Annotated in this window: 35 protein-coding genes; 1 reads left to right on the plus strand and 34 read right to left on the minus strand. The window is 41.7% G+C overall.

Annotated elements, in window-relative coordinates:
- Positions 1-91: 91 nt before the first annotated feature.
- From eno to rpsL, 34 genes are all read right to left on the minus strand, one after another.
- Positions 92-1,378 carry a phosphopyruvate hydratase gene (gene eno, locus NFR61_RS07340; protein WP_251622191.1) on the minus strand — a complete coding sequence of 429 codons (1,287 nt, stop codon included), beginning with the start codon at positions 1,376-1,378 and terminating at the stop codon, positions 92-94.
- Between the two features lie 106 nt (positions 1,379-1,484).
- A complete protein-coding gene (gene rplQ, locus NFR61_RS07345; protein ID WP_251622193.1) occupies positions 1,485-2,006 on the minus strand; it encodes a 50S ribosomal protein L17 in 522 nt (173 codons plus the stop codon).
- A gap of 5 nt (positions 2,007-2,011) precedes the next feature.
- Complete coding sequence (locus tag NFR61_RS07350; protein ID WP_251622195.1) at positions 2,012-3,004, minus strand: DNA-directed RNA polymerase subunit alpha; 993 nt, start codon at positions 3,002-3,004, stop codon at positions 2,012-2,014.
- A 14-nt stretch (positions 3,005-3,018) separates the two neighbouring features.
- A complete protein-coding gene (gene rpsD, locus NFR61_RS07355; protein WP_251622199.1) occupies positions 3,019-3,627 on the minus strand; it encodes a 30S ribosomal protein S4 in 609 nt (202 codons plus the stop codon).
- A 32-nt stretch (positions 3,628-3,659) separates the two neighbouring features.
- Entirely contained in the window at positions 3,660-4,049 is a 390-nt protein-coding gene (gene rpsK, locus NFR61_RS07360; protein ID WP_251622201.1) for a 30S ribosomal protein S11, read from the minus strand.
- Between the two features lie 18 nt (positions 4,050-4,067).
- Complete coding sequence (rpsM, locus tag NFR61_RS07365; protein WP_251622202.1) at positions 4,068-4,445, minus strand: 30S ribosomal protein S13; 378 nt, start codon at positions 4,443-4,445, stop codon at positions 4,068-4,070.
- Positions 4,446-4,475: 30 nt separating this feature from the next.
- Positions 4,476-4,592: a 50S ribosomal protein L36 gene (gene rpmJ, locus NFR61_RS07370; RefSeq protein WP_251622203.1), complete on the minus strand. Its 117-nt coding sequence runs from the start codon at positions 4,590-4,592 to the stop codon at positions 4,476-4,478.
- 28 nt (positions 4,593-4,620) lie between these two features.
- Positions 4,621-4,842: a translation initiation factor IF-1 gene (infA, locus tag NFR61_RS07375; RefSeq protein WP_009137817.1), complete on the minus strand. Its 222-nt coding sequence runs from the start codon at positions 4,840-4,842 to the stop codon at positions 4,621-4,623.
- A gap of 15 nt (positions 4,843-4,857) precedes the next feature.
- Positions 4,858-5,640, minus strand: a complete 783-nt coding sequence (gene map, locus NFR61_RS07380; protein ID WP_251622222.1) for a type I methionyl aminopeptidase — start codon at positions 5,638-5,640, stop codon at positions 4,858-4,860.
- Positions 5,641-5,722: 82 nt separating this feature from the next.
- On the minus strand, positions 5,723-7,063 hold the full coding sequence (gene secY / locus NFR61_RS07385; RefSeq protein WP_251622224.1) for a preprotein translocase subunit SecY: 1,341 nt from the start codon (positions 7,061-7,063) through the stop codon (positions 5,723-5,725).
- 51 nt (positions 7,064-7,114) lie between these two features.
- Entirely contained in the window at positions 7,115-7,561 is a 447-nt protein-coding gene (gene rplO, locus NFR61_RS07390) for a 50S ribosomal protein L15 (RefSeq protein WP_251622231.1), read from the minus strand.
- 30 nt (positions 7,562-7,591) lie between these two features.
- Positions 7,592-7,774: a 50S ribosomal protein L30 gene (gene rpmD / locus NFR61_RS07395; protein ID WP_251622234.1), complete on the minus strand. Its 183-nt coding sequence runs from the start codon at positions 7,772-7,774 to the stop codon at positions 7,592-7,594.
- A gap of 13 nt (positions 7,775-7,787) precedes the next feature.
- On the minus strand, positions 7,788-8,294 hold the full coding sequence (gene rpsE / locus NFR61_RS07400) for a 30S ribosomal protein S5 (RefSeq protein ID WP_251622243.1): 507 nt from the start codon (positions 8,292-8,294) through the stop codon (positions 7,788-7,790).
- Between the two features lie 11 nt (positions 8,295-8,305).
- Entirely contained in the window at positions 8,306-8,662 is a 357-nt protein-coding gene (gene rplR, locus NFR61_RS07405; RefSeq protein ID WP_251622244.1) for a 50S ribosomal protein L18, read from the minus strand.
- Between the two features lie 22 nt (positions 8,663-8,684).
- Positions 8,685-9,239, minus strand: a complete 555-nt coding sequence (rplF, locus tag NFR61_RS07410; protein WP_251622245.1) for a 50S ribosomal protein L6 — start codon at positions 9,237-9,239, stop codon at positions 8,685-8,687.
- An 18-nt stretch (positions 9,240-9,257) separates the two neighbouring features.
- Complete coding sequence (gene rpsH, locus NFR61_RS07415) at positions 9,258-9,653, minus strand: 30S ribosomal protein S8 (RefSeq protein ID WP_251622246.1); 396 nt, start codon at positions 9,651-9,653, stop codon at positions 9,258-9,260.
- Positions 9,654-9,672: 19 nt separating this feature from the next.
- Complete coding sequence (rpsN, locus tag NFR61_RS07420; protein WP_251622254.1) at positions 9,673-9,942, minus strand: 30S ribosomal protein S14; 270 nt, start codon at positions 9,940-9,942, stop codon at positions 9,673-9,675.
- An 11-nt stretch (positions 9,943-9,953) separates the two neighbouring features.
- Positions 9,954-10,502: a 50S ribosomal protein L5 gene (gene rplE, locus NFR61_RS07425; RefSeq protein WP_251622266.1), complete on the minus strand. Its 549-nt coding sequence runs from the start codon at positions 10,500-10,502 to the stop codon at positions 9,954-9,956.
- 225 nt (positions 10,503-10,727) lie between these two features.
- Positions 10,728-11,051, minus strand: a complete 324-nt coding sequence (gene rplX / locus NFR61_RS07430; protein ID WP_251622268.1) for a 50S ribosomal protein L24 — start codon at positions 11,049-11,051, stop codon at positions 10,728-10,730.
- A gap of 19 nt (positions 11,052-11,070) precedes the next feature.
- Complete coding sequence (gene rplN, locus NFR61_RS07435) at positions 11,071-11,436, minus strand: 50S ribosomal protein L14 (RefSeq protein WP_251622270.1); 366 nt, start codon at positions 11,434-11,436, stop codon at positions 11,071-11,073.
- Between the two features lie 2 nt (positions 11,437-11,438).
- Complete coding sequence (gene rpsQ, locus NFR61_RS07440; RefSeq protein WP_251622277.1) at positions 11,439-11,696, minus strand: 30S ribosomal protein S17; 258 nt, start codon at positions 11,694-11,696, stop codon at positions 11,439-11,441.
- A gap of 6 nt (positions 11,697-11,702) precedes the next feature.
- Positions 11,703-11,903, minus strand: coding sequence for a 50S ribosomal protein L29 (gene rpmC, locus NFR61_RS07445; RefSeq protein WP_251622279.1), 201 nt, complete (start codon positions 11,901-11,903; stop codon positions 11,703-11,705).
- Positions 11,904-11,946: 43 nt separating this feature from the next.
- A complete protein-coding gene (gene rplP / locus NFR61_RS07450; RefSeq protein WP_251622288.1) occupies positions 11,947-12,366 on the minus strand; it encodes a 50S ribosomal protein L16 in 420 nt (139 codons plus the stop codon).
- 6 nt (positions 12,367-12,372) lie between these two features.
- Positions 12,373-13,101 (minus strand): 30S ribosomal protein S3, encoded by a 729-nt coding sequence (gene rpsC / locus NFR61_RS07455; RefSeq protein ID WP_251622290.1) that lies wholly within the window; start codon positions 13,099-13,101, stop codon positions 12,373-12,375.
- A 5-nt stretch (positions 13,102-13,106) separates the two neighbouring features.
- On the minus strand, positions 13,107-13,526 hold the full coding sequence (rplV, locus tag NFR61_RS07460) for a 50S ribosomal protein L22 (protein ID WP_251622305.1): 420 nt from the start codon (positions 13,524-13,526) through the stop codon (positions 13,107-13,109).
- Between the two features lie 35 nt (positions 13,527-13,561).
- A complete protein-coding gene (rpsS, locus tag NFR61_RS07465) occupies positions 13,562-13,825 on the minus strand; it encodes a 30S ribosomal protein S19 (RefSeq protein ID WP_009137835.1) in 264 nt (87 codons plus the stop codon).
- Between the two features lie 27 nt (positions 13,826-13,852).
- Positions 13,853-14,674, minus strand: coding sequence for a 50S ribosomal protein L2 (gene rplB, locus NFR61_RS07470; protein ID WP_251622308.1), 822 nt, complete (start codon positions 14,672-14,674; stop codon positions 13,853-13,855).
- A 5-nt stretch (positions 14,675-14,679) separates the two neighbouring features.
- Positions 14,680-14,970 (minus strand): 50S ribosomal protein L23, encoded by a 291-nt coding sequence (gene rplW / locus NFR61_RS07475; RefSeq protein WP_251622310.1) that lies wholly within the window; start codon positions 14,968-14,970, stop codon positions 14,680-14,682.
- An 11-nt stretch (positions 14,971-14,981) separates the two neighbouring features.
- Positions 14,982-15,614 (minus strand): 50S ribosomal protein L4, encoded by a 633-nt coding sequence (gene rplD / locus NFR61_RS07480; RefSeq protein ID WP_251622312.1) that lies wholly within the window; start codon positions 15,612-15,614, stop codon positions 14,982-14,984.
- The gene (gene rplC / locus NFR61_RS07485; protein ID WP_251622314.1) at positions 15,614-16,231 is read right to left on the minus strand and encodes a 50S ribosomal protein L3; all 618 of its coding nucleotides are present in this window, start codon (positions 16,229-16,231) and stop codon (positions 15,614-15,616) included. Before rplC ends, rplD begins: the two co-directional genes overlap by 1 nt.
- Positions 16,232-16,288: 57 nt before the next feature.
- Positions 16,289-16,594: a 30S ribosomal protein S10 gene (gene rpsJ / locus NFR61_RS07490; RefSeq protein ID WP_009137840.1), complete on the minus strand. Its 306-nt coding sequence runs from the start codon at positions 16,592-16,594 to the stop codon at positions 16,289-16,291.
- Positions 16,595-16,607: 13 nt separating this feature from the next.
- Complete coding sequence (fusA, locus tag NFR61_RS07495; RefSeq protein WP_251622320.1) at positions 16,608-18,710, minus strand: elongation factor G; 2,103 nt, start codon at positions 18,708-18,710, stop codon at positions 16,608-16,610.
- Between the two features lie 18 nt (positions 18,711-18,728).
- Positions 18,729-19,208 (minus strand): 30S ribosomal protein S7, encoded by a 480-nt coding sequence (rpsG, locus tag NFR61_RS07500; RefSeq protein ID WP_251622328.1) that lies wholly within the window; start codon positions 19,206-19,208, stop codon positions 18,729-18,731.
- Between the two features lie 118 nt (positions 19,209-19,326).
- Entirely contained in the window at positions 19,327-19,731 is a 405-nt protein-coding gene (rpsL, locus tag NFR61_RS07505) for a 30S ribosomal protein S12 (RefSeq protein WP_251622330.1), read from the minus strand.
- 491 nt (positions 19,732-20,222) lie between these two features.
- Between rpsL and NFR61_RS07510 the strand changes: the two genes are divergently transcribed.
- Complete coding sequence (locus tag NFR61_RS07510; RefSeq protein ID WP_251622332.1) at positions 20,223-23,075, plus strand: glycine-rich protein; 2,853 nt, start codon at positions 20,223-20,225, stop codon at positions 23,073-23,075.
- Positions 23,076-23,227 lie beyond the last annotated feature (152 nt).

The raw sequence follows: 23,227 nt of genomic DNA on the forward strand, positions 1-23,227 counted from the left end.
AAAATGCACCCAAAAAGTTTTGCATTTAACTTTTTGGGTGCAATTCATAACTGAACAGATCGAAGATGCAAATCCGTCACAGATAATCTATTTATTTTGAAAATCTCCTGCCGTGAAAACAGGCCTCCTTCCCCAATTGTTCTTCAATCCGAAGCAACTGATTGTATTTTGCCATACGATCTGACCGACTCATTGAACCTGTCTTTATTTGCCCTGCATTAGTTGCAACCGCAATATCTGCAATAGTCGTATCTTCTGTTTCTCCCGAACGATGAGAAGTTACTGTTGTATAACCAGCCCGTTGGGCCATTGAAATCGCATCGAGAGTTTCTGTCAGCGTACCAATTTGATTTACCTTAATCAAAATGGAATTAGCACATCCTAACTCTATTCCTTTTTTCAAATACTCCACATTCGTAACAAATAAATCATCTCCTACCAATTGACAACGATTCCCTATTTTAGTCGTCAAGCTTTTCCAACCATCCCAATCATTCTCAGACATTCCATCTTCAATCGAATCTATCGGATATTTAGAAATCAATTCCTCCAAATACAACACCTGCTCCGTTGAAGTACGTTTTGCTCCTTTCATGCCCTCAAATTTCGTATAATCATAAATACCATCTTTATAAAACTCCGAAGCAGCACAATCCAATCCAATCATCACATCTTTACCCGGTTTGTATTTCGCTTTTTCTATAGCAAGAATTATAGATTCCAACGCATCCTCCGTTCCAGACAAAGAAGGAGCAAATCCACCTTCATCTCCAACCGCCGTACTTAATCCTCGTTGATGCAAAACATTCTTTAATGTGTGAAATACTTCTGAACCCATGCGAAGAGCCTCTTTAAACGAAGAAGCACCTATTGGACGTATCATAAATTCCTGAAAAGCGATAGGAGCATCGGAATGGGAACCTCCGTTGATAATATTCATCATCGGAACTGGCAGGACCTTCGCATTGCATCCTCCGATATAACGGTACAAAGGAATCTCCAATGCTGCAGCTGCCGCTCTCGCACAAGCCAAAGAAACTCCTAACATGGCATTGGCTCCTAGGTTGTACTTTGTCCGGGTACCGTCCAGTTCTATCAGCATTCGGTCTACGGCCACCTGCTCCAGCACATTCATGCCCAAAAGCGCATCCGAAATGACCGTATTGACATTTTCAACGGCTTTCAGCACACCTTTTCCCATATACCGCGACTTATCCCCATCACGCAATTCCAATGCCTCATTCTCACCTGTCGAGGCACCGGAAGGCACAGCTGCCCGTCCAACGACACCGGATTCAAGTACTACGTCCACTTCAACAGTGGGATTTCCACGGGAATCCAAAATTTCCCGTCCTGTAATTTCTACTATATGCGTCATAAATTCGATTTTTCAGGATTAACGCAAAAGCATTAATATAAGTTACGGCAAAAAGAAAAAACCGTCCTGCCGGAGCAAAACGGTTTCTCTATACAAATATCGGAATTTATTCAGCCTTGGGAGCCTCTGTCTCCGATGCTTCAACAGCTGCCGCAGGTGCTTCTTCAACAACAGTAGCTTCTGTCACTTCCGCAGTCGCTTTTTTTGCAGAAGACCTTCTTCTACGGGTTGCAGTTTTCTTTACTTCCTGCTTAACTTCCGTATAAGTTGCATTAAAATCAACCAATTCAATTATACAAGTTTCCGCATTATCTCCCAAACGGTTTCCCGTTCTCAATATACGGGTATAACCTCCCGGACGATTTACAATCTTCGGAGCCACCTCTCTGAACAATTCTGTAACAGCTTCTTTCTGTCCTAGATAACTAAAGACAACCCGCCGGGAATTACTATTATCATTTTTACTTTTAGTAATCAAAGGCTCAACATACATTTTCAATGCCTTTGCTTTAGCAACTGTAGTACTAATTCTTTTGTGAAGAATCAAAGAAGTCGCCATATTGGAAAGCAGAGCTTTTCTGTGAGCACTCTTCCTATTTAGGTGGTTAAATTTCTTACAATGTCTCATTTTACTTATTCCTTGTCTAATTTATACTTAGATACATCCATACCGAACTCAAGGTTATTGTTTTCCAACAAAGCCTCCAATTCCGTCAACGATTTTTTACCGAAATTACGGAATTTCAATAGATCATTCTTGTTGAATTTAACCAATTCACCCAACGTTTCAACTTCAGCAGCTTTCAAACAATTCAACGCTCGAACTGAAAGATCCATATCTACCAACTTCGTTTTCAAAAGTTGACGCATATGCAAAACTTCTTCATCGAACTCTTCATTTCCATACTTATCTTCAGATTCAAGTGTAATCTTATCATCTGAAAACAACATGAAATGATGAATCAAAATTTTAGCCGCTTCTTTTAACGCATCGGTAGGATTGATAGAACCATCTGTCTCTATTTCAAGTAAAAGTTTCTCATAGTCCGTTTTACCTTCCACACGATAGTTCTCTACCTCATATTTCACATTTCTAATCGGAGTGTAAATCGCATCTATCGGAATAAATCCGGCCTCGGCATCTATCGGCATATTCTCTGTACTGGGAACATATCCCCGACCTTTTTGAATTGTAATCTCCATTTGGAAATGTACATCCGGAGCCATATTACAGATTACCAAATCTGTATTCAACACCTCAAACCCCGTCAAAAAACGATTAATGTCTCCCGCAGCAAAAGTTTCCTGCCCAGAAACAAGCACAGTCAGTTTTTCATCTTCCGTTTCCTCAATTCTTTTCTTAAACCGAACTTGCTTCAAGTTTAGGATAATCTCCGTAACATCTTCAATAACCCCCGGAATAGTTGCAAACTCATGTTCTACACCCTGAATTCTTATACCGGTAATCGCATATCCTTCAAGAGAAGAATGTAAAATTCTGCGAAGCGAATTACCAATGGTGATTCCGTAACCAGGCTCTAACGGACGAAATTCGAATTTTCCAAACGTGTCCGTCGAATCAAGCATGATTACCTTGTCTGGTCTCTGGAAAGCTAATATTGCCATAAATATTTTATTTATTACTTAGAATACAACTCTACAATTAACTGCTCTTTAATATTTTCCGGGATATCCGTTCTTTCCGGAACATTCAACAGCTTACCGCTCATAGAAGCTGCGTCCCATTCCAACCAAGAATACTTACTCACCCGATTACTTCTTAAAGAATCAGCTATTACTTCAAGAGCTTTTGATTTTTCCCGAACTGCAACAATATCTCCTTGAGAAACTGATGCCGACGGAATATTACATACTCCACCGTTAATCGTAATATGACGGTGAGATACTAACTGACGAGCTGCTGCACGAGTCGGTGCAATACCTAACCGATAAACGACATTATCTAAACGACATTCCAGCAACTGCAACAATACTTCACCCGTAATACCTCCTGAACGTTCTGCTTTCTCAAACAAATTTCTGAATTGCTTTTCCAACAACCCATAAGTATATTTTGCTTTTTGCTTTTCTTTCAACTGAACACCGTATTCTGAAATTTTCTTACGGCGACGAGCCAAACCATGCTGACCTGACGGATAATTTCTCCGTTCCAGTGCTTTATCCGGGCCATAAATCGGCTCCCCGAATTTTCTTGCTATTTTAGACTTAGGTCCTGTATATCTAGCCATTTTTATTCAAATTTATTACACGTTACATTTCATTATACTCTTCTACGTTTCGGAGGACGGCAGCCGTTGTGCGGCAGCGGAGTAACATCGATGATTTCCGCAACTTCAATACCGCTCGCATGAATAGCACGGATAGCGGATTCACGACCGTTACCGGGTCCCTTAACATATACTTTTGCTTTTCTCATTCCGAGATCAAATGCCACTTTTGCACAATCACTTGCAGCCATTTGTGCGGCATAAGGAGTGTTTTTCTTAGATCCTTTAAAACCCATTTTTCCTGCCGACGACCAAGAGATTACTTGTCCTGTCTGGTTTGTCAAGGAAATAATGATGTTATTAAAAGATGAATGAACGTGTGCTTGTCCAACGGCTTCTACTTTAACTAACCGTTTTCTGTTTGATGTAGACTTCTTTGCCATAATTCAATTCAATTTCTTTTATTTAGTTGCTTTCTTCTTATTAGCAACAGTTTTCTTCTTACCCTTACGTGTACGGGCATTGTTCTTTGTACTCTGTCCTCTTACGGGCAGTCCTAAACGATGACGGATTCCACGGTAACAACCGATATCCATCAAGCGTTTAATGTTCATCTGAATGGTTGAACGCAACTCTCCTTCAACTTTGTACTCTGTATTAATCACTTTTCGTACAGCTGCGAGTTGGTCATCATTCCAATCTTTCACCTTCGTGTCATAATCGATGCCGGCTTTTTCTAAAATAGTCCGGGCACTACTTCTACCTATACCAAAGATATAGGTCAAGGCTATTTCACCTCTTTTGTTTGAGGGTAAATCTACACCTACGATTCTTGCCATAAATCTTTTTAATTTAACTTAGATTAATGATTAACCCTGACGCATTTTAAACTTCGGGTTCTTTTTGTTAATGACGTACAAAACGCCTTTTCTTCTTACAATCTTGCATTCGTCATTACGTTTTTTAATTGACGCTCTTACCTTCATGGTTTTCTAATTTGACGTTCTTATTCTATTAATTTTTATATCTAAAAGTAATTCTCCCTTTGGTTAAATCGTATGGAGACATATCCACACGCACCCTATCTCCCGGAAGTATTTTAATATAATGCATTCGCATCTTGCCAGAAATATGAGCCGTTATAATATGCCCATTCTCTAACTCGACCCGAAACATAGCATTCGACAACGCTTCGGTAATTACACCATCCTGCTCTATTGACGGCTGTTTTGCCATAAAAACAATTTTAAATTAATCGTCAATTTTTAATTCTTTCTCTACAAATTCAAAAGAAGACAAAATATCCGCTTTATTCTTCCCTACAGCTACCGTATGTTCAAAATGAGCGGAAGGCATCCGATCTCTCGTTCGTATTGTCCAACCATCTACATCTTGATAAACATGGCGTTTCCCCAAATTAATCATCGGCTCTATTGCTATCACCATTCCTTCCAAAAGCTTTGAGCCTTGTCCTCTTTTTCCATAATTCGGCACTTGAGGTTCCTCATGCATATCCCGACCTACACCATGTCCTACCAACTCACGAACAACAGAATATCCATTGCCCTCACAATAACTCTGCACCGCATAACCGATATCTCCTACCCTTAAACCAACCACTGCCTTTTCAATCCCTTTGTAAAGTGCCTCTCTAGTCGTCTGTAATAACCTACGAACTTCCGGTTTGACCTCCCCTACTTCAAAAGTATAGGCGCTATCCCCATAAAATCCGTTCTTTACAGTTCCACAATCTATTGAAACAACATCCCCCTCTTCCAAAAAACGCTTCTTTGAAGGGATACCGTGAACAACTTCCTCATTAATTGAAATACATAATGTATTCGGAAATCCATCATATCCTAAAAAACCAGGTTCTGCACCATGATCCCGAATAAATTCTTCTGCAATCTTATCTAACTCCAGCGTCGAAATCCCCGAACGAATATGTTTAGCCAATTCCCCCAAAGTCATTCCGACCAACAAATTGCTTTCCCGAAGTAATTCAATCTCTTCTGCCGTCTTCAATAAAATCATGCCGCAAAAGTAATACTTTTTTTTCTATCGACAAAAAACATTTCTTAAACGCCAAGTTCCTGAGACATCCACAGTGTATCCTTTAATAAGCTGTCGGTCCTCCCGGTGTCTTACCTTTTATTCTCCCCGATTTCATCAATCCGTCATAATGACGCATCAACAAATGAGACTCTATCTGTTGTAAAGTATCCAAAACGACCCCCACCAAAATCAACAATGAAGTTCCACCATAAAATTGGGAGAATTGATTATTAACTCCAGCAATAACAGCAAAAGCAGGCAATATCGCCACAATACCTAAAAAAATAGAACCCGGTAAAGTTATACGCGACATGATCGTATCTAAAAACTCCATGGTCTTTCTTCCCGGCTTCACTCCCGGAATAAAACCACCGTTTTTCTTCATATCCTCTGCCATTTGCATTGGATTAACTGTGATAGCAGTATAGAAATAGGTAAATGCCACAATCAGCACAAAAAAAGTGAAATTATACCAAAATCCGGTAAAATTCGAGAAAGCGGCAGCAAAACCCGACAAAGAATCGGAAGCTGCAAAATTCACGAAAGAAATCGGCAAAAGCATAATTGCCTGTGCGAAAATAATCGGCATAACACCGGCAGCATTTATTTTCAATGGAATATATTGCCGTACGCCGCCGTACTGTTTATTTCCAACAACACGTTTCGCATACTGTACGGGCACTTTCCGTGTTCCCTGTACCAACAATATCGTTCCGCAGAATACAAAAAATAAGACTATCAACTCTAACAATAAAGCAATCAACCCACCTCCTTGTTGAGACAACCGAGAAGTACCCTCTGCTATAAACGCAAAAGGCAAACGAGCGATAATACCTATCATGATGATAATGGAAACACCATTACCGATACCCTTATCCGTAATCTTTTCACCTAACCATAAAACAAACATAGAGCCTGCTGCCAAAATAATTACAGATGAAATCGTAAAGAAAGCACCTTTCATTATAAAAAACTCCTGCGGAATTTGACTATGCAAATTCGTAAGATAGGCAGAACCCTGCAATATCAGGATTATAATTGTCAAATAACGGGTAATCTGATTGATTTTGCGCCGTCCGCTTTCTCCCTCCCGCTGCATACGTTGAAAATAAGGCACCGCAATGCCTAACAACTGCACAACAATAGAAGCAGAAATATAAGGCATAATACCCAAAGCAAATACAGAAGCATTCGAAAATGCCCCTCCGGAAAACATATCCAACAAACCAAGTACTCCCTTGGAAGTTTGTTCCTTTAAAGCAGAAAGTCCGGCAGGATCAATCCCCGGCAATACAATCTCGGTTCCTAACCTATACACGGCAATCAAACCAAGAGTCATCAAAATCCGGGTTCTTAACTCTTCGATTTTCCAAATGTTCTTTAATGTATCAAATAACTTCATAAGTTTGGTATTTAAATATCTGAAGACATAAATCCGTCTTCAGATATTATTTTACAAAACAACTACTGACCCGCCAACTGCTTCAATGGCTGCTTTTGCTTTTTCCGAAAAAGCATTTGCTTTCACTTCCAGCTTTGCTTTCAAGACACCATCTCCCAAAATCTTTATTAAATCATTTTTGGAAGCCAATCCGGCCTTAATCAATGTATTAGGGTCAATAACGGTCAAATTGTCCCGTTCTGCCAACTCTTGAAGCATGCTGACATTTATTGCTTTAAATTCAACCCGATTTATATTTTTAAAACCGAATTTCGGAACACGTCTCTGCAAAGGCATCTGTCCACCTTCAAAACCGATTTTCGTATGATAACCGGATCTTGATTTAGCTCCTTTGTGTCCTCTTGTTGAAGTGCCTCCTTTTCCCGAACCTTGTCCACGACCTATTCTCTTTTCGTGATGTGTGGAACCTTTAGCCGGTTTTAAGCTACTTAAATCCATTTTTATTTTGTATTAAAATAATTCAACAATTTATTTTACTTCTTCCACTTTTACCAAGTGAGCCACTTTAGCAACCATCCCCTGAATTTGGGGTGTAGCCTCATGCTCTACACTGCTGCTGATTTTCTTCAGCCCAAGTGCGTTTAACGTGCCAACTTGACGCTTATCGCTTTTGATTCTACTTTTTACCAACGTAATCTTGATCTTTGCCATAACTCTACTCAAATTAACCGTTAAAAACTTTATCCATACTGATGTTTCTCTGACGAGCCACCATTCGTGCATCCCTCATTTCCTTCAAAGCTGCAATCGTAGCTTTTACCAGGTTATGCGGGTTGGAAGAACCTTTACTCTTGGCTAATACATCATGAATACCGGCACTTTCCAATACGGCACGCATTGCACCTCCAGCCACCAATCCCGTACCGGAAGAAGCAGGCTTCATATATACTTCTGCTCCACCAAAACGAGCCACTTGTTCGTGAGGTATAGTTCCTTTTAATACAGGTACTTTCACCAAATTCTTCTTTGCAGCTTCTACACCTTTTGCAATAGCAGTGGTCACTTCATTAGCCTTTCCTAATCCCCAACCCACAATTCCGTTTTCATCTCCTACCACAACTATGGCCGCAAAACTGAATGTTCTACCTCCTTTTGTAACCTTGGTCACACGATTGATTGCCACCAATCTGTCTTTCAGTTCCAAGTCAGTATTATTTATTTTTTGTTCCATTCTGCTAACTTTTAAAATTTAAGACCTCCGTTGCGGGCAGCATCAGCTAATGCTTTTACTCTACCATGATATAAATAACCGTTTCTGTCAAAAACAACAGCTTCAATACCGGCAGCTTTCGCTTTTTCAGCCACAGCAGCACCTACATAAGTAGCCTGTTCTATTTTCGTCCCTTTTTTCTCTGCAATATCCTTGCTTAATGAAGACACTGACAATATCGTCTTACCTTCATTATCATCTATCAGCTGTACAGAAATCTGTGCATTTGAACGAAATACGCTCAAACGAGGTCTCTCAGCCGTTCCGGAGACAATCTTACGAATTCTCCTTTTTATTCTTAATCTTCTTTGTTCTTTAGTTAAAGCCATAACTTTTACTTACTTTAAGTGATTAAACTTTAGCTGACTTACCTGCTTTCCGACGTACTTCTTCGCCAACAAAACGAATACCTTTACCTTTGTAAGGCTCCGGTTTGCGGAATGAACGGATTTTAGCAGCCACCTGACCTATCAGTTGTTTGTCACAACTTTCCAATGTAATAATCGGATTTGCACGTTTTTCCGTAACTGCAGAAACTTTCACTTCCTGCGGTATTTGCAAAAAGATGGAATGAGAATATCCCAAACCCAATTCCAATACATTGCCTTCCGCATTAGCTCTGTAACCAACTCCGACTAATTCCTGCTGAATTTTATAACCTTCAGAAACTCCTACAACCATATTGTGAATCAATGAACGATACAAACCGTGCATTGCCTTATGGTTTTTATCTTCCGTGTGACGTTCTACATGAACAGTCTTTTCCTCCACTTTTACCGTCAAATCTTGACTTACTTTCTGAGAAAGCTCCCCTTTAGGACCTTTAACGGTGACGGTATTATCCGGACTTACGGCTACCGTAACTCCCTGTGGTATATGAATCGGTAATTTCCCTATTCGTGACATTTCTTCTTCACTTTTAAATTAATACACATAGCACAATACTTCACCGCCAACATTCTTTTGGCGAGCTTCTTTATCTGTCATCAACCCCATAGAGGTAGACAAAATAGCTATACCCAAACCGTTTAATACGCGAGGCATTTCCTCCACATTCGTATAACGTCTTAATCCTGGTTTAGATACCCTTACCAACGATTTAATCGCTGATTCTTTCGTCTCTGGATGATATTTAAGAGCTATTTTAATATTGCTTTTTACTCCGTCTTCTTCGAACTTATAGTTCAAAATATATCCTTTTTCCTTCAGGATTTTGGTCATTTCCCGTTTCATATTGGAACCCGGTACTTCAACCACCTTATGACCGGCACTTATCGCATTTCTTAAACGCGTAAGATAATCTGCTATTGGATCTGTCATTTCTTTTCAATTTTAATATTTACCAACTAGCTTTTTTCACTCCCGGTATCAAACCTGCTGATGCCATTTCACGAAACTGAATACGGCTGATACCAAACTGTCTCATATACCCCCTCGGTCTTCCGGTCAGTTTGCAACGATTGTGCAAACGAATAGGATTTGAATTTTTCGGTAGAAGGCTCAATCCTGCATAATCACCTTCAGCTTTTAATTTTGCCCGTTTCGCTGCGTACTTTTCTACCAATTTTGCACGCTTTACCTCACGGGCTTTCATTGATTCTTTTGCCATTTTCTCTGGTTTTAATTCTTTTTAAATGGTAATCCAAATTCTCTCAGAAGAGCGAAACCTTCTTCGTCGGTATTAGCCGAAGTTACAAATGTTATATTCATACCCATTATCTTGTGTACGTTATCCAACACAATTTCCGGAAATATGATTTGCTCTTCCAAGCCTAATGTATAATTGCCTCGTCCATCCAGTTTACTGTTTATCCCCTTGAAATCGCGGATACGCGGTAAAGCGGAAACAATCAGACGTTCCAAAAATTCATACATACGCTCTTTACGCAAAGTTACCTGAACACCGATCGGCATTCCTTTACGCAATTTGAAATTGGAAACATCCTTTATTGATTTACAGGTAACCGGTTTCTGTCCGGTAATTGCTGCAATCTCATTCACTGAAAATTCAAGAATCTTTTTATCTTGAATTGAAGCACCTACTCCCTGATTGATTACTATCTTCTCCAATTTGGGAGCCTGCATAACTGACTTGTATCCGAACTCTTTCATTAAAGTCGGTACAATTTCTTCGTTATACTTCTTTTTTAAATTTGGTACGTAACTCATTTATTTAATTAATTTTAATTCACGATTGACGTTTATACACAATTATCCCCTTTTAGGGGAATGAGGCGGCAAAGATATAAATTATATTTCGATTTCTATGAAAATCTGTTAACAATTTACACTCCACACCCCACTGCGGTAAATATCACTTCGTAAATTCTCGTTGTTCTAACTAAACGATTTTTGATTCACAAAAGGCAAATCAAAAATCGTAATACAAATCTACTACTTTAAAATCTCACCCGATTTTTTAGCATATCTAACCAACTTCCCTTTCTCATCCAACTTACGACCGATTCTGGTCGGTTTGTTCGTAGAAGGATCTAATACATTCAAGTTAGAAATATGAATCGGAGCTTCTTTTTTTATAATACCGCCTTGCGGATTAGCAGCATTCGGTTTAGTATGTTTGCTTACCATGTTGATACCTTCAACAATAGCTCTTTCCTTTTCCGGAAGTACTTCCAGGACTTTGCCTTGTTTACCCCGATCAACACCGGCATTTACATAGACTAAATCGCCTTTCTTTATGTGAAACTTTCTGTTCATTGTTTTGATGTTTTTAACATTACAGTACTTCCGGAGCTAACGAAACAATTTTCGTATATCCTTCACGAACTTCACGAGCTACCGGTCCGAATATACGGGTTCCTCTCATTTCTCCCGCATTGTTTAACAATACACAGGCATTGTCATCAAAACGGATATAAGAACCGTCAGGACGACGGAACTCTTTGCTCGTACGCACTACTACAGCCTTACTTACAGTACCTTTTTTCAAGTCACCTCCCGGTAAAGCATTTTTTACAGAAACAACGATTTTATCGCCTACACGCGCATATCTTTTCCGGGTACCACCTAGAACACGGATACAAAGCACTTCTTTGGCACCGCTGTTGTCTGCTACTGTTAATCTGGTTTCCTGTTGTATCATGATTACTTAACTCTTTCAATGATTTCAACTAATCTCCATCTCTTCATTTTACTCAAAGGACGGGTTTCCATAATTCTCACCTTGTCTCCGATGTTACACTCGTTTTTTTCGTCATGAGCAGTAAATTTCTTCGTCTTATTCACAAATTTACCATATATCGGATGTTTTTCTTTAAAATGAACGGCAACCGTGATGGATTTGTCCATCTTATTGCTTACCACCATACCGATACGCTCTTTTCTAAGATTTCTTTCTTCCATTACCTATTATTTCTTTACCGTTAATTCTCTCTTACGTAACTCTGTCATCATACGGGCGATGTCTTTGCGTTTTGCACGTATCTGCATCGGATTCTCTAAAGGAGTAACCGTATGATTCATGATCATCTTATTCAAAGCCGCTTTTTCTGCAACAACTCTTTCTTTAAGATCATCTGTGGTCATTTCTATAACTTCTGAATTTTTCATCTTCTGTCAAATTAATTAGTTTACAATCAATAGTCCTGAAAGACTATTCGGTATAATCTCGTCTGACCACAAATTTAGTCGTAATAGGTAACTTCTGAGCAGCAAGACGCAATGCCTCTTTTGCTACTGCATACGGAACACCGTCTGCTTCAAAAAGAATGCGGCCCGGAGTAACTGGAGCAACAAAACCTTCCGGATTACCTTTACCTTTACCCATACGCACTTCGGCAGGCTTTTTGGTAATAGGTTTATCGGGGAATATGCGAATCCATATCTGCCCTTGACGTTGCATATAACGGGTAACGGCAACACGGGCTGCTTCAATCTGGCGTCCTTCAATCCATTTTTCTTCCAACGCCTTAATGCCAAAAGATCCGAATGCCAGTTGATGTCCTCTCTGGGCATTTCCTTTCATTCTTCCCTTCTGCTGTCTTCTGAATTTAGTCCTTTTTGGCTGTAACATAACTCACTACTTTTTTCTTTTTTTGAAACTCTTCTTACCTGTAGCATTTGCATTGGCTGCATTACGCGTTTCACGAGAAGCTAATACAGAATTGGGAACCAATTCACGCTTTCCGTAAACTTCACCTTTACAAATCCACACTTTAATACCCAGCAAACCGTAAGTGGTCAGTGCTTCTGCTTGTGCATAATCAATATCTGCACGGAATGTGTGCAACGGAATTCTTCCTTCCTTAAAGATTTCCGCACGAGCCATTTCTGCACCGTTCAAACGGCCGGAAATCAAAATCTTGATTCCTTCAGCTCCCATTCTCATGGTAGACTGAACTGCCATTTTGATAGCACGACGGTATGCTACACGTCCTTCCAGCTGGCGAGCTATGTTATTACCTACGATGACCGCATCTAATTCCGGACGTTTGATTTCGAAAATATTAATCTGTACTTCTTTATCAGTGATTTTCTTAAGCTCCTCTTTCAGCTTATCAACTTCCTGTCCTCCTTTACCGATAATGATACCCGGACGAGCGGTATTGATAGTGATTGTAATCAGCTTAAGGGTCCTCTCGATAACGATTTTTGCGATTCCGGCTTTAGCCAAACGGGCGTTCAGGTATTTTCTGATTTTGTAATCTTCAACCAATTTATCGCCGTAGTTTTTGCCACCGAACCAGTTAGAATCCCATCCTCGGATGATTCCTAATCTATTGCTTATTGGATTAACTTTTTGTCCCATGCTAATTATTCTTTTACTACGTTTTCAACAGCAGTCTTGCTACCCAAGACAATTGTCACATGATTTGATCTTTTGCGAATCCGATGAGCCCGTCCCTGAGGCGCAGGTCTCAATCTTTTCAAAATTCCGGCTCCGTCAACGAAAATCTCCTTAACATATAAAGCAGCGTCGTCTATACGTTTGCCTTCATTTTTCACTCCCCAATTGGCAATTGCCGAAAGTAACAGTTTTTCTACTTTACGGGCAGCTTCGCGAGGACAAAATTTCAGTGTATCCAAAGCTTTCTGTACGTCCATTCCACGTACCAAGTCAGCCACCAATCTCATTTTCTGCGGTGACGAAGGACAACCCCGGAGACTTGCAAAAGCCTTCTCCTTCTTGGCTTCCTTTATCTGATTTGCTCTTATTCTTTTTCTTGCACCCATTTTAATACATCTTCATTGGTTTAACTTCATCATGCTTATTTCTTATTGGCATGACCTCTAAATGTACGTGTCGGTGCAAATTCTCCCAATTTATGTCCCACCATATTTTCGGTGATATAAACCGGAATAAATTTATTACCGTTGTGTACAGCTACAGTATGGCCTACAAAGTCCGGAGAAATCATAGAGTAGCGAGCCCAGGTCTTAACAACCGATTTTTTATTGGACTCATTCATTGCCAATACTCTCTTCTCCAGCTTTACATCTATAAAAGGACCTTTTTTTAACGAACGACTCATAATTTAATTTTCAATAATTATCGGTTATTACTTCCTTCTTTCTACAATATACTTGCTTGAAGCTTTCTTCGGCGCTCTGGTCTTGTAACCCTTAGCCAACAAGCCCTTACGTGATCTCGGGTGACCTCCTGAAGCACGGCCTTCACCACCACCCATCGGGTGATCAACCGGGTTCATTACAACACCACGTACACGAGGACGACGGCCTAACCAACGGCTACGACCTGCTTTACCTGAGCGTTCCAACGCATGGTCCGTATTGGATACTGTACCGACCGTAGCCTTACAGGTTACCAAAACCATACGAATTTCTCCCGAAGGTAACTTGATGGAAGCATATTTGCCTTCTCTTGCCACCAACTGGGCAAATGAGCCTGCGCTACGAGCCATAACGGCTCCTTGTCCCGGCCTTAATTCAATGTTATGTACAATCGTTCCTAATGGAATTTCAGACAAGAATAATGCGTTACCGATTTCCGGAGTTACGCCCTCTCCGCTCATGACTTTCTGACCTACGGTCAAGCCAACAGGAGCGATAATATAGCGTTTTTCTCCATCCGCATAAACCAACAAAGCAATACGGGCAGTTCTGTTCGGGTCATATTCAATAGAAGCAACCTTTGCCGGAATGCTATCTTTGTCCCGTTTGAAATCAACTACTCTGTATTTTTGTTTGTGACCACCACCTATATATCTCATTGTCATCTTACCGGTATTGTTACGGCCACCGGTTTTCTTCACGGGTCTTAACAATGATTTCTCAGGTCTATCTGTAGTCACCTGTTCAAAGGTATTTACTACCTTATGTCTTTGACCAGGAGTTACAGGTTTTAATTTTCTTACAGCCATCTTCTTTAAATATTGCTAAAAAAATCAATACTATCACCTTCTGCTAAGGTTACAATCGCTTTCTTGAAAGAATTGGTCCGGCCGGTAATAACGCCGGCTTTCGTATAACGGGATTTTACTTTTCCCTGATAACGCTGTGTATTGACAGCCATTACCTTTACGTTATACATTTCTTCCACAGCTTTCTTAATCTCTATCTTATTCGCATCTTTCGCTACGATAAAAGCCACTTTGTGCTCTTTGTCGGTCAGCGCTGACATTTTTTCTGTCAGAACGGGCTTCAATATAATTTCCATCTCTTCTTTTATTAGTTAAGATTGAACATTTCATTCAGGCCCTTCACAGAACTTTCAACCAACACGAGGTTTTTAGCTCTCATGATGTTGTAAGTTGACAAATCGCTGACTCTTTTAATTTCCACGTTCTGTAAGTTGCGAGCCGATAATAATATATTCTCATTCGATTCAGTCAACACCAACAACAATTTGCCATTATTCAATTTCAAATTGTTTACCAACTCAACAAACTGTTTGGTTTTCGGTGTTTCAAAGCTGAAATCTTCAACAACCGTCACGGCATTTGCACTGGCTTTCACTGCCAATGCTGATTTACGAGCCAACTTTTTCAATTTTTTATTCAACTTGAAGCTGTAGTCTCTCGGTACGGGACCAAATATTCTACCTCCTCCTCTGAATTCAGGGTTTTTGATACCCCCGGCACGTGCACCTCCGGTTCCTTTTTGCTTTTTCAGCTTTACAGTACTACCTGACACTTCGTTTCTCTGCTTTGACTTGTGAGTCCCCTGCCGATGATTGGCAAGATACTGTTTTACGTCAAGGTAGATGGCGTGTTCGTTAGGCTGAATTCCAAAGATAGCGTCATTTAACTCTATCTTTCTGCCTGTTTCTTTTCCGGCAATGTTTAATACACTTAACTCCATTACTTCTCAATAATTACGTATGAACCTTTAGTTCCGGGAATAGATCCTTTCACCAACAACAAATTATTTTCAGGAATTACTTTCAAAACCTGCAAGTTTGCGATAGTAACTCTGTCGCCGCCCATACGGCCGCCCATTCTCATGCCTTTGAAAACCCGTGACGGAGTAGAACATGCTCCGATAGATCCCGGTTTCCTCTGGCGGTTGTGCTGACCATGGGTTGCTTCTCCGACTCCGGCAAATCCGTGGCGTTTTACAACACCCTGGAATCCTTTACCTTTGGTTGTTCCGATAACATCCACAAAGGTTGCCCCTTCAAAGAAAGTAACATCCAATACATCGCCTAACTTGTGTTCAGTCTCAAATCCTGAAAACTCTACGAGCTTTCTCTTAGGAGTTGTGCCTGCCTTTTTAAAGTGTCCACTTAGCTGCTTCGTTGTGTGTTTTTCGCTTTTTTCGTCAAAACCCAACTGGAGCGCTTCATAACCGTCGGTCTCTTTTGTTTTGACCTGGGTTACAACACATGGACCGCACTCAATCACAGTGCATGGGATACTTTTCCCCTCGGCACTGAATACGGAAGTCATTCCGACTTTTTTTCCAATTAAACCTGGCATTTTCTTTTTTTCTTTAATAGGTTTACATTCTAATAACGACATAGGATTTCGCCGTTATCATACTTTAATCTCTACTTCTACACCACTCGGTAATTCAAGTTTCATCAGAGCGTCGATAGTTCCGGCTGTTGAGCTGTAAATATCAATCAATCTTTTGAACGTGCATACCAAAAATTGTTCACGGCTCTTCTTGTTTACGAAAGTTGAGCGATTCACAGTAAAAATTCCTTTGTGGGTAGGAAGCGGAATCGGACCGCTTACTACTGCTCCGGTAGCCTTTACTGTTTTAACAATTTTCTCTGCCGACTTGTCTACTAAGTTGTGATCGTAGGATTTCAACTTAATTCTGATTTTTTGGCTCATTGTTTTATTTAAATTATACTAATTCAACTCTTCCGTTATTTTTTTCAACCACTTCTTTGGCTATATTCTTCGGAACTTCCGAATAATGTGAAAATTCCATAGAAGAACTTGCACGACCGGAAGACAAAGTTCTCAACACAGTCACATAGCCGAACTGTTCTGACAGCGGTACTTTAGCCTCAATAACACGGGCGCCGGTACGGGATTCCATACCTTCCACCTGTCCGCGACGACGGTTCAGGTCGGCGATAATATCTCCCATGTAATCTTCCGGAGTTACCACTTCCAATTTCATAATCGGTTCCAACAATACCGGTTTTGCTTTCTGTGCAGCTTCTTTATAACCGATTTTGGCAGCCATTTCAAATGAAAGTGCATCAGAGTCCACTGGGTGGAAAGAACCGTCGATCAACGTAATCTTCAGTGCTTCCAACGGATAGCCGGCCAATACACCGTTCTCCATAGCTTCTTTGAAACCTTTTTCTACAGAAGGGATAAACTCTTTCGGGATGTTACCACCCTTCACTTCGTTTATGAAGGTTAAGCCCTCTTTACCCTCATCAGCAGGTTCCATGCGGAAGATAATATCGGCGAATTTACCACGACCACCGGTCTGTTTCTTGAATACATGACGATGTTCAACAGGCTGCGTAATAGCTTCCTTATAAGCCACCTGAGGTGCACCCTGGTTACATTCAACTTTGAATTCACGACGCAAACGGTCGATAATAATATCCAGGTGAAGCTCACCCATACCGCTGATAACCGTCTGACCGGAATCTTCATCCGTTTTAACACGGAATGTCGGATCTTCCTCAGCCAATTTAGCCAAAGCCATACCCAATTTATCCGTATCTTTCTGTGTCAGCGGCTCGATAGCGATACCGATTACCGGTTCGGGGAAAGTCATACTTTCCAAAACAATCGGTTTTTCTTCCGAACACAAGGTATCTCCCGTACGAATATCCTTGAAGCCTACGCAAGCGCAGATATCTCCTGCTTCCAATACCTCTTTCGGCATCTGCTTATTGGAGTGCATCTGGAACAAACGGGAAATACGTTCTTTTTTATCTGTACGCGGATTGTAAACATACGAACCGGCTTCTATCTTACCGGAATAGATACGGGTGTAACACAAACGTCCCACAAACGGGTCGGTTGCAATCTTGAATGCCAATGCCGACAGCGGAGCTTCCGGGTCTACTGGGAAATGTACTTCCTCTCCGGTGCTCGGATTGGTTCCCTTGCTGTTCGGAATATCCAACGGATTCGGCAGATAAGCGATTACGGCATCCAATAAGTTTTGTACACCTTTATTTTTAAATGAAGAACCGCACATTACCGGACAAAAATCCATAGCGATCACAGCCTTACGAATCACCGTCTTTAAGTCTTCTACGGTAATGGAGTCCGGATCTTCAAAAAAACGTTCCATTAAAGCTTCATCCTGAACGGCAGCAGCTTCTACCAGCTTCTCTCTCCATTCCTGGGCTTCGGCTTTCATGTTTTCGGGAATTTCTTTTACCGTAGCTTCCAAAGCTCCATTTTCCCAAACATACGCTTTCATTTCTACCAGGTCGATAATTCCCTGATAGTTTTCTTCTGCACCGATCGGAAGTACCAAAGGCACAGGGTTTGCACCCAATTTCTCTTTGATTTCCCGTACAGCCTTGAAGAAATCGGCACCGGAACGGTCCATCTTATTGACGAACGCGATTCTCGGCACACCGTATTTATTGGCCTGACGCCATACGGTTTCCGACTGAGCCTCAACACCCCCCACGGCACAGAACAATGCTACCGCACCGTCCAATACACGCAAGGAACGTTCTACTTCCACCGTGAAATCAACGTGTCCCGGGGTGTCAATAATATTGATTTTGTAGTCATTATCCTGATATTTCCAGAAGCAGGTTGTAGCAGCGGAAGTAATGGTGATACCTCTCTCCTGCTCCTGCACCATCCAGTCCATCGTAGCCGTACCATCGTGAGTTTCACCGATTTTGTGGTTTACTCCGGTGAAGTACAGGATACGCTCTGTAGTAGTAGTCTTACCGGCATCAATGTGGGCCATGATACCGATGTTTCTCGTATAGTGTAAATCTCTCTTTGCCATTTATCTATCCCTCCTGATTTAAAATCTAAAATGTGCAAACGCACGGTTGGCTTCTGCCATACGGTGCGTATCTTCTTTCTTCTTGAAAGCAGCGCCTTCTTCTTTATAAGCAGCCATAATCTCGGCAGCCAATTTCTCTGCCATATTCTTGCCGCTTCTCTTGCGAGCGAAGAAAATCATATTTTTTACAGAAATAGCCCGTTTACGATTCGGATTGATTTCCATCGGCACCTGAAACGTAGCACCACCTACACGGCGACTCTTTACTTCCACTTGGGGAGTAATGTTCTCCAATGCTTGTTTCCAGATATCCAACGCCGGTTTTTCTTCTTTCTGCGCCATCTTTTCCTCTACGATATCCAATGCTTCGTAGAAAATTCTATACGCGATGGTCTTTTTACCATCAATCATCAAATCGTTTACAAATCGTGTTACCAATACATCATTGAATTTCGGATCCGGTAACAGGATTCTTCTTTTCGGTTTAGTTTTTCTCATTTCTTTCAGTTTACGAATTTGTTCGATCAGCTGTCCTTTTTGTCTTCAGCGGTTTCACAACCATTTACTCAACTTTCCGGGAACAACCCATAAACACAATTCCTGTTAATTACCAATTTTACTTTTTACCTTTTGCAGGTGCAGCCTGTCCCGGCTTCGGTCTCTTCGTACCGTACTTTGAACGTCCTTGTTTTCTTTCCGCAACACCGGCAGCATCCAACGTACCGCGAACCAAGTGGTAACGCACACCCGGAAGGTCTTTCACACGACCACCGCGAATCATTACGATTGAGTGTTCCTGCAAATTGTGGCCTTCTCCCGGAATGTAAGCATTCACTTCTTTTCCGTTGGTCAATCTGACACGAGCAACCTTTCTCATGGCTGAGTTCGGTTTTTTCGGCGTTGTCGTGTAAACACGTACACAAACACCTCGTCTTTGCGGACATGAATCCAAGGCAGGAGCCTTACTCTTGTCCTGAATTTTCGTTCTTCCTTTTCTTACTAACTGTTGAATAGTAGGCATTTACAATAGTTTTAATTAGTATACTTTTATTCAAATTGGAGTGCAAATGTAGCGACTCTTTTACTAACTACCAAACATTTATAGCTTTTTTTACAATTCTTTGAAGATTCTCTGGGAATTCGTTGGAGCAGTTCATACACGCTGAATACAGCGAATCTACAGCCAATCCCCTGACAATTTCTCTAATAAACTTTTTTCTTTTATATTTGCGATGTCGTGGCAGTGAGACCTGCCGTAATTTATTATTCAAAAGCGTTTAGATTTATCCTTCACAAGGAAACGGCCAATTTTCAGACAGATAGGATAAGACACACAAACGCTCGCTTGCCGTATATATGTAACTCATATAATGGTCAGGCGTGGGCGCGTAGTTTATTGTCTGTCGGGTGCTTGGCCGTACCTCTTGTGAAATAAACTAAAGTTCCCACGCTTTCTTTTTGTTATAAACCCACCTTTCCGGGGACTTTCAAGGTGCTAAGTAATTTCTTGATATGAAAAAATTAATCAAGTGTGTCGGAATGCGGCGTCTTCGGATGTCGTTGGGGTTGCTATTTGTCGTGACTCTTTCCGGATTGTTTTCTCCACCCGTGTTCGGTAACAACATCCGGGTGGACGGCAAAACCCGTGTAATCGGCTTTTCGGGCGATACGGCGGTTATTGAAGTGTATCTCCGCTGGGATAATTCGTGGCGGGATGATTTCAACTGGGACGCCGCGTGGGTGTTCTTTAAGTACAAAAAGCGAGGTTTAACCAACCCGTGGCAGCATGCGTATTTGGGCTCTTCGGGGCATGTGTTGAGTCCGGCCGCCGGCAATGAAGATGGCGATTACACGTACATGGTCGGTACGAACAGCAGTAAGGTTAACGGTCTGTATGTGATGCGGGAGGGCATTTCGGAAGGGAATGTGAGTGTACGACTGCAAGCAAAATGGCCGTTAAAGAGCACGGGATTGACCCGCTCGGATTTTGGCGAAGCGCTGAATGAAATTTACGTCGCCGTTCATGCTATCGAAATGGTGTATATTCCGTATGGAGCATATTATCTGGGCGATGCGTATTCCAACAAGAGCTTTGCGGTGGGCGGTACGGATGCCGTGGTGATAGATACTGAGGCGGCTATGACACTTTCTGCCAAAGACGGTATGGCGAACGTTTCTCTGTCGGCTTCTTATCCCAAAGGCTATGCGGGCTTTTATATCATGAAATACGAGACAAGCCAGGAGCAATATGCGGAGTTTCTTAATTCTCTGACTTTGGAACAGCAGAAAGCGCGGGTAACCAATAACAACTTCTCTTCGATGCAACGGGGGGATTATGTTTTCGGGGATTTAAAGAATCCGAGTTGCAGGAACGGTATTGTGTTTATTGAGCAACGGCAACCGAATACGCCCGCCGTATTTGCCAATAATCTGAATCCGGCCAATGATTTATTTTCCACGGATGACGGGCAGACACTTGCCTGTAATTATATGAGTATAGAAGATATGATTGCATATTGCAGTTGGAGTGGATTACGTCCCATAAGTGAATTGGAGTATGAAAAGGCGTGCCGGCGGTTTTATCCCCAAAAGCCCGATAATGGAGAATATGCGTGGAATACAAACAATGGCATCAACCGCCTAAGCGGATTAAATGATTTAAACTACTGCGGAGACCAGCGGGAGCAGGCTTTGAGTTACTTAAAGAATGTGAATAGTGGTACAAGCAATAGTATCAACGGCCCCGTGCGGTGCGGATTATTTGCCACATCGGCCACGAACCAAACCCAAGCAGGCGCCACATATTGGGCAGTCATGGAAATGAGCGGGAATTTGAAAGAGTTATGCGCCAATGTAAATTATACCAATCTTAATGGCGGTAGCTGTGGTACGGGCGTTTATAACGCCAGTCTGTGGGATAAGACTGCGACGAAATACGGAGTTCGGGGCGGTGGTTTCAACAGTGCGGATGAACTGTTGCGGACTTCCGACCGGACGGAAGCGATGGATTATTTCACAAGTGTTACCCAACGCGATAGTACGGTCGGATTCCGGGGCGTTTACAATCTTTCCGGTATCAAAATAGACGGTGGGAAAATCAGTGCTCCGACAACGGGATGCTGGAGCGGTTCGGATCTTACCAATACGCAGGAGGCTTCTTGTCCGGATTTCCCCGATTTACTTTTTCAGTACATCTGGTACGTGAAAAAGCCCGGAGAATCAAAATTTGATATAATTCCAAATGAGAGCGGTGTATCGCTGAAGTACACCAATTTTGTCAATAACGGTACCACTACTGTAACGTATCAGTTCAAGCGGGTAGGTATTTGTGCTGTGGGCATCGCTGAAAGCAACACTGTGAGCATTAACATACTGCCGAAACCTTTCTCCCAATCGGTTTATACTTTCAATGCGGGAAGCTCTGTTACCTTGACACAATATTGGGGAACGAACAGTTCTGCCGTATGGACATTGGACGGTGCGCCGTCGTGGGCATATATACACAGTAAGACGTCCAATTCGCTGATAATAGCGGGCGGATTGGCCTGTGTGAATTTCACGGTGAGGGCCAAATTGTCGGAATGTCCTTCGGATGAATTCTCTGCGAAAGTTGAAATTAACGGCACATTTCCTTATAGAGGATATCCGGATAGTGTAACACTAGTAGCAGGAAAATATAATATGGAATGTTGGGGGGCACAAGGAGGAACAGGATATGCAAATTATACTTCTAGCACTAGTGCTTTTCAATCTGCACGGGGAGGCTATGGAGGATATGCCCAAGGAACTATAAATGTAGGTACTATTACGACGTATTATGTTTATGTTGGAGGGCAAGGTGGTTCAAGCCCGAAAACTTACGGAGGTACCGGAGGATGGAATGGTGGTGGTACCGGAGGTGCGGATGAAGGAGATGATTGTGGCGGCGGCGGTGGAGGAGGAACGGATATACGGTTTGGAGGGAAGGCTTTGTCTAATCGGGTTATGGTTGCCGGAGGAGGAGGTGGTGGTTCGGGTGGTGCTGGAATTGGCGGTAGTGGAGGAGGTACAGAAGGAGGATATGGCCAACGATATACTACGACAATGGCTACGGAGCCGGGTAAGCAGGCTTCTGGCTATCTTTTGGGACAAGGAGGAACAGGTACGTATGGTGGGACAGGTTATGCAGGAACCGGTGGTGGCGGAGGTGGATACTATGGAGGATATGGAGCTGGAAAAGGACCTAAAGCTTCTAGTAATCCTAGACATGGAATTGGAGGCGGGGGTGGCTCCGGATACGTCAATACCGGTATATTCACTAATTCCTCCATGTCCAATGGTGCAAGAAGTGGAAATGGGCAAGTCAAGATTACACCACAAAACTAAAAGTAAAAAATAGGATAATGGAGCAGTGGAAAAATGGTTTTTCCACTGTTCTATTTTTGCCCATTTTTTTACTCAAAAAAATAAAGGATATGTTTTCTATTCAAAAAGAGTATGTTTTTGATGCAAAAAGAGGCTCTTTTTGTACTAAAAAG

This window comes from Odoribacter lunatus, assembly GCF_943193135.1.
GTDB lineage: Bacteria > Bacteroidota > Bacteroidia > Bacteroidales > Marinifilaceae > Culturomica > Culturomica lunata.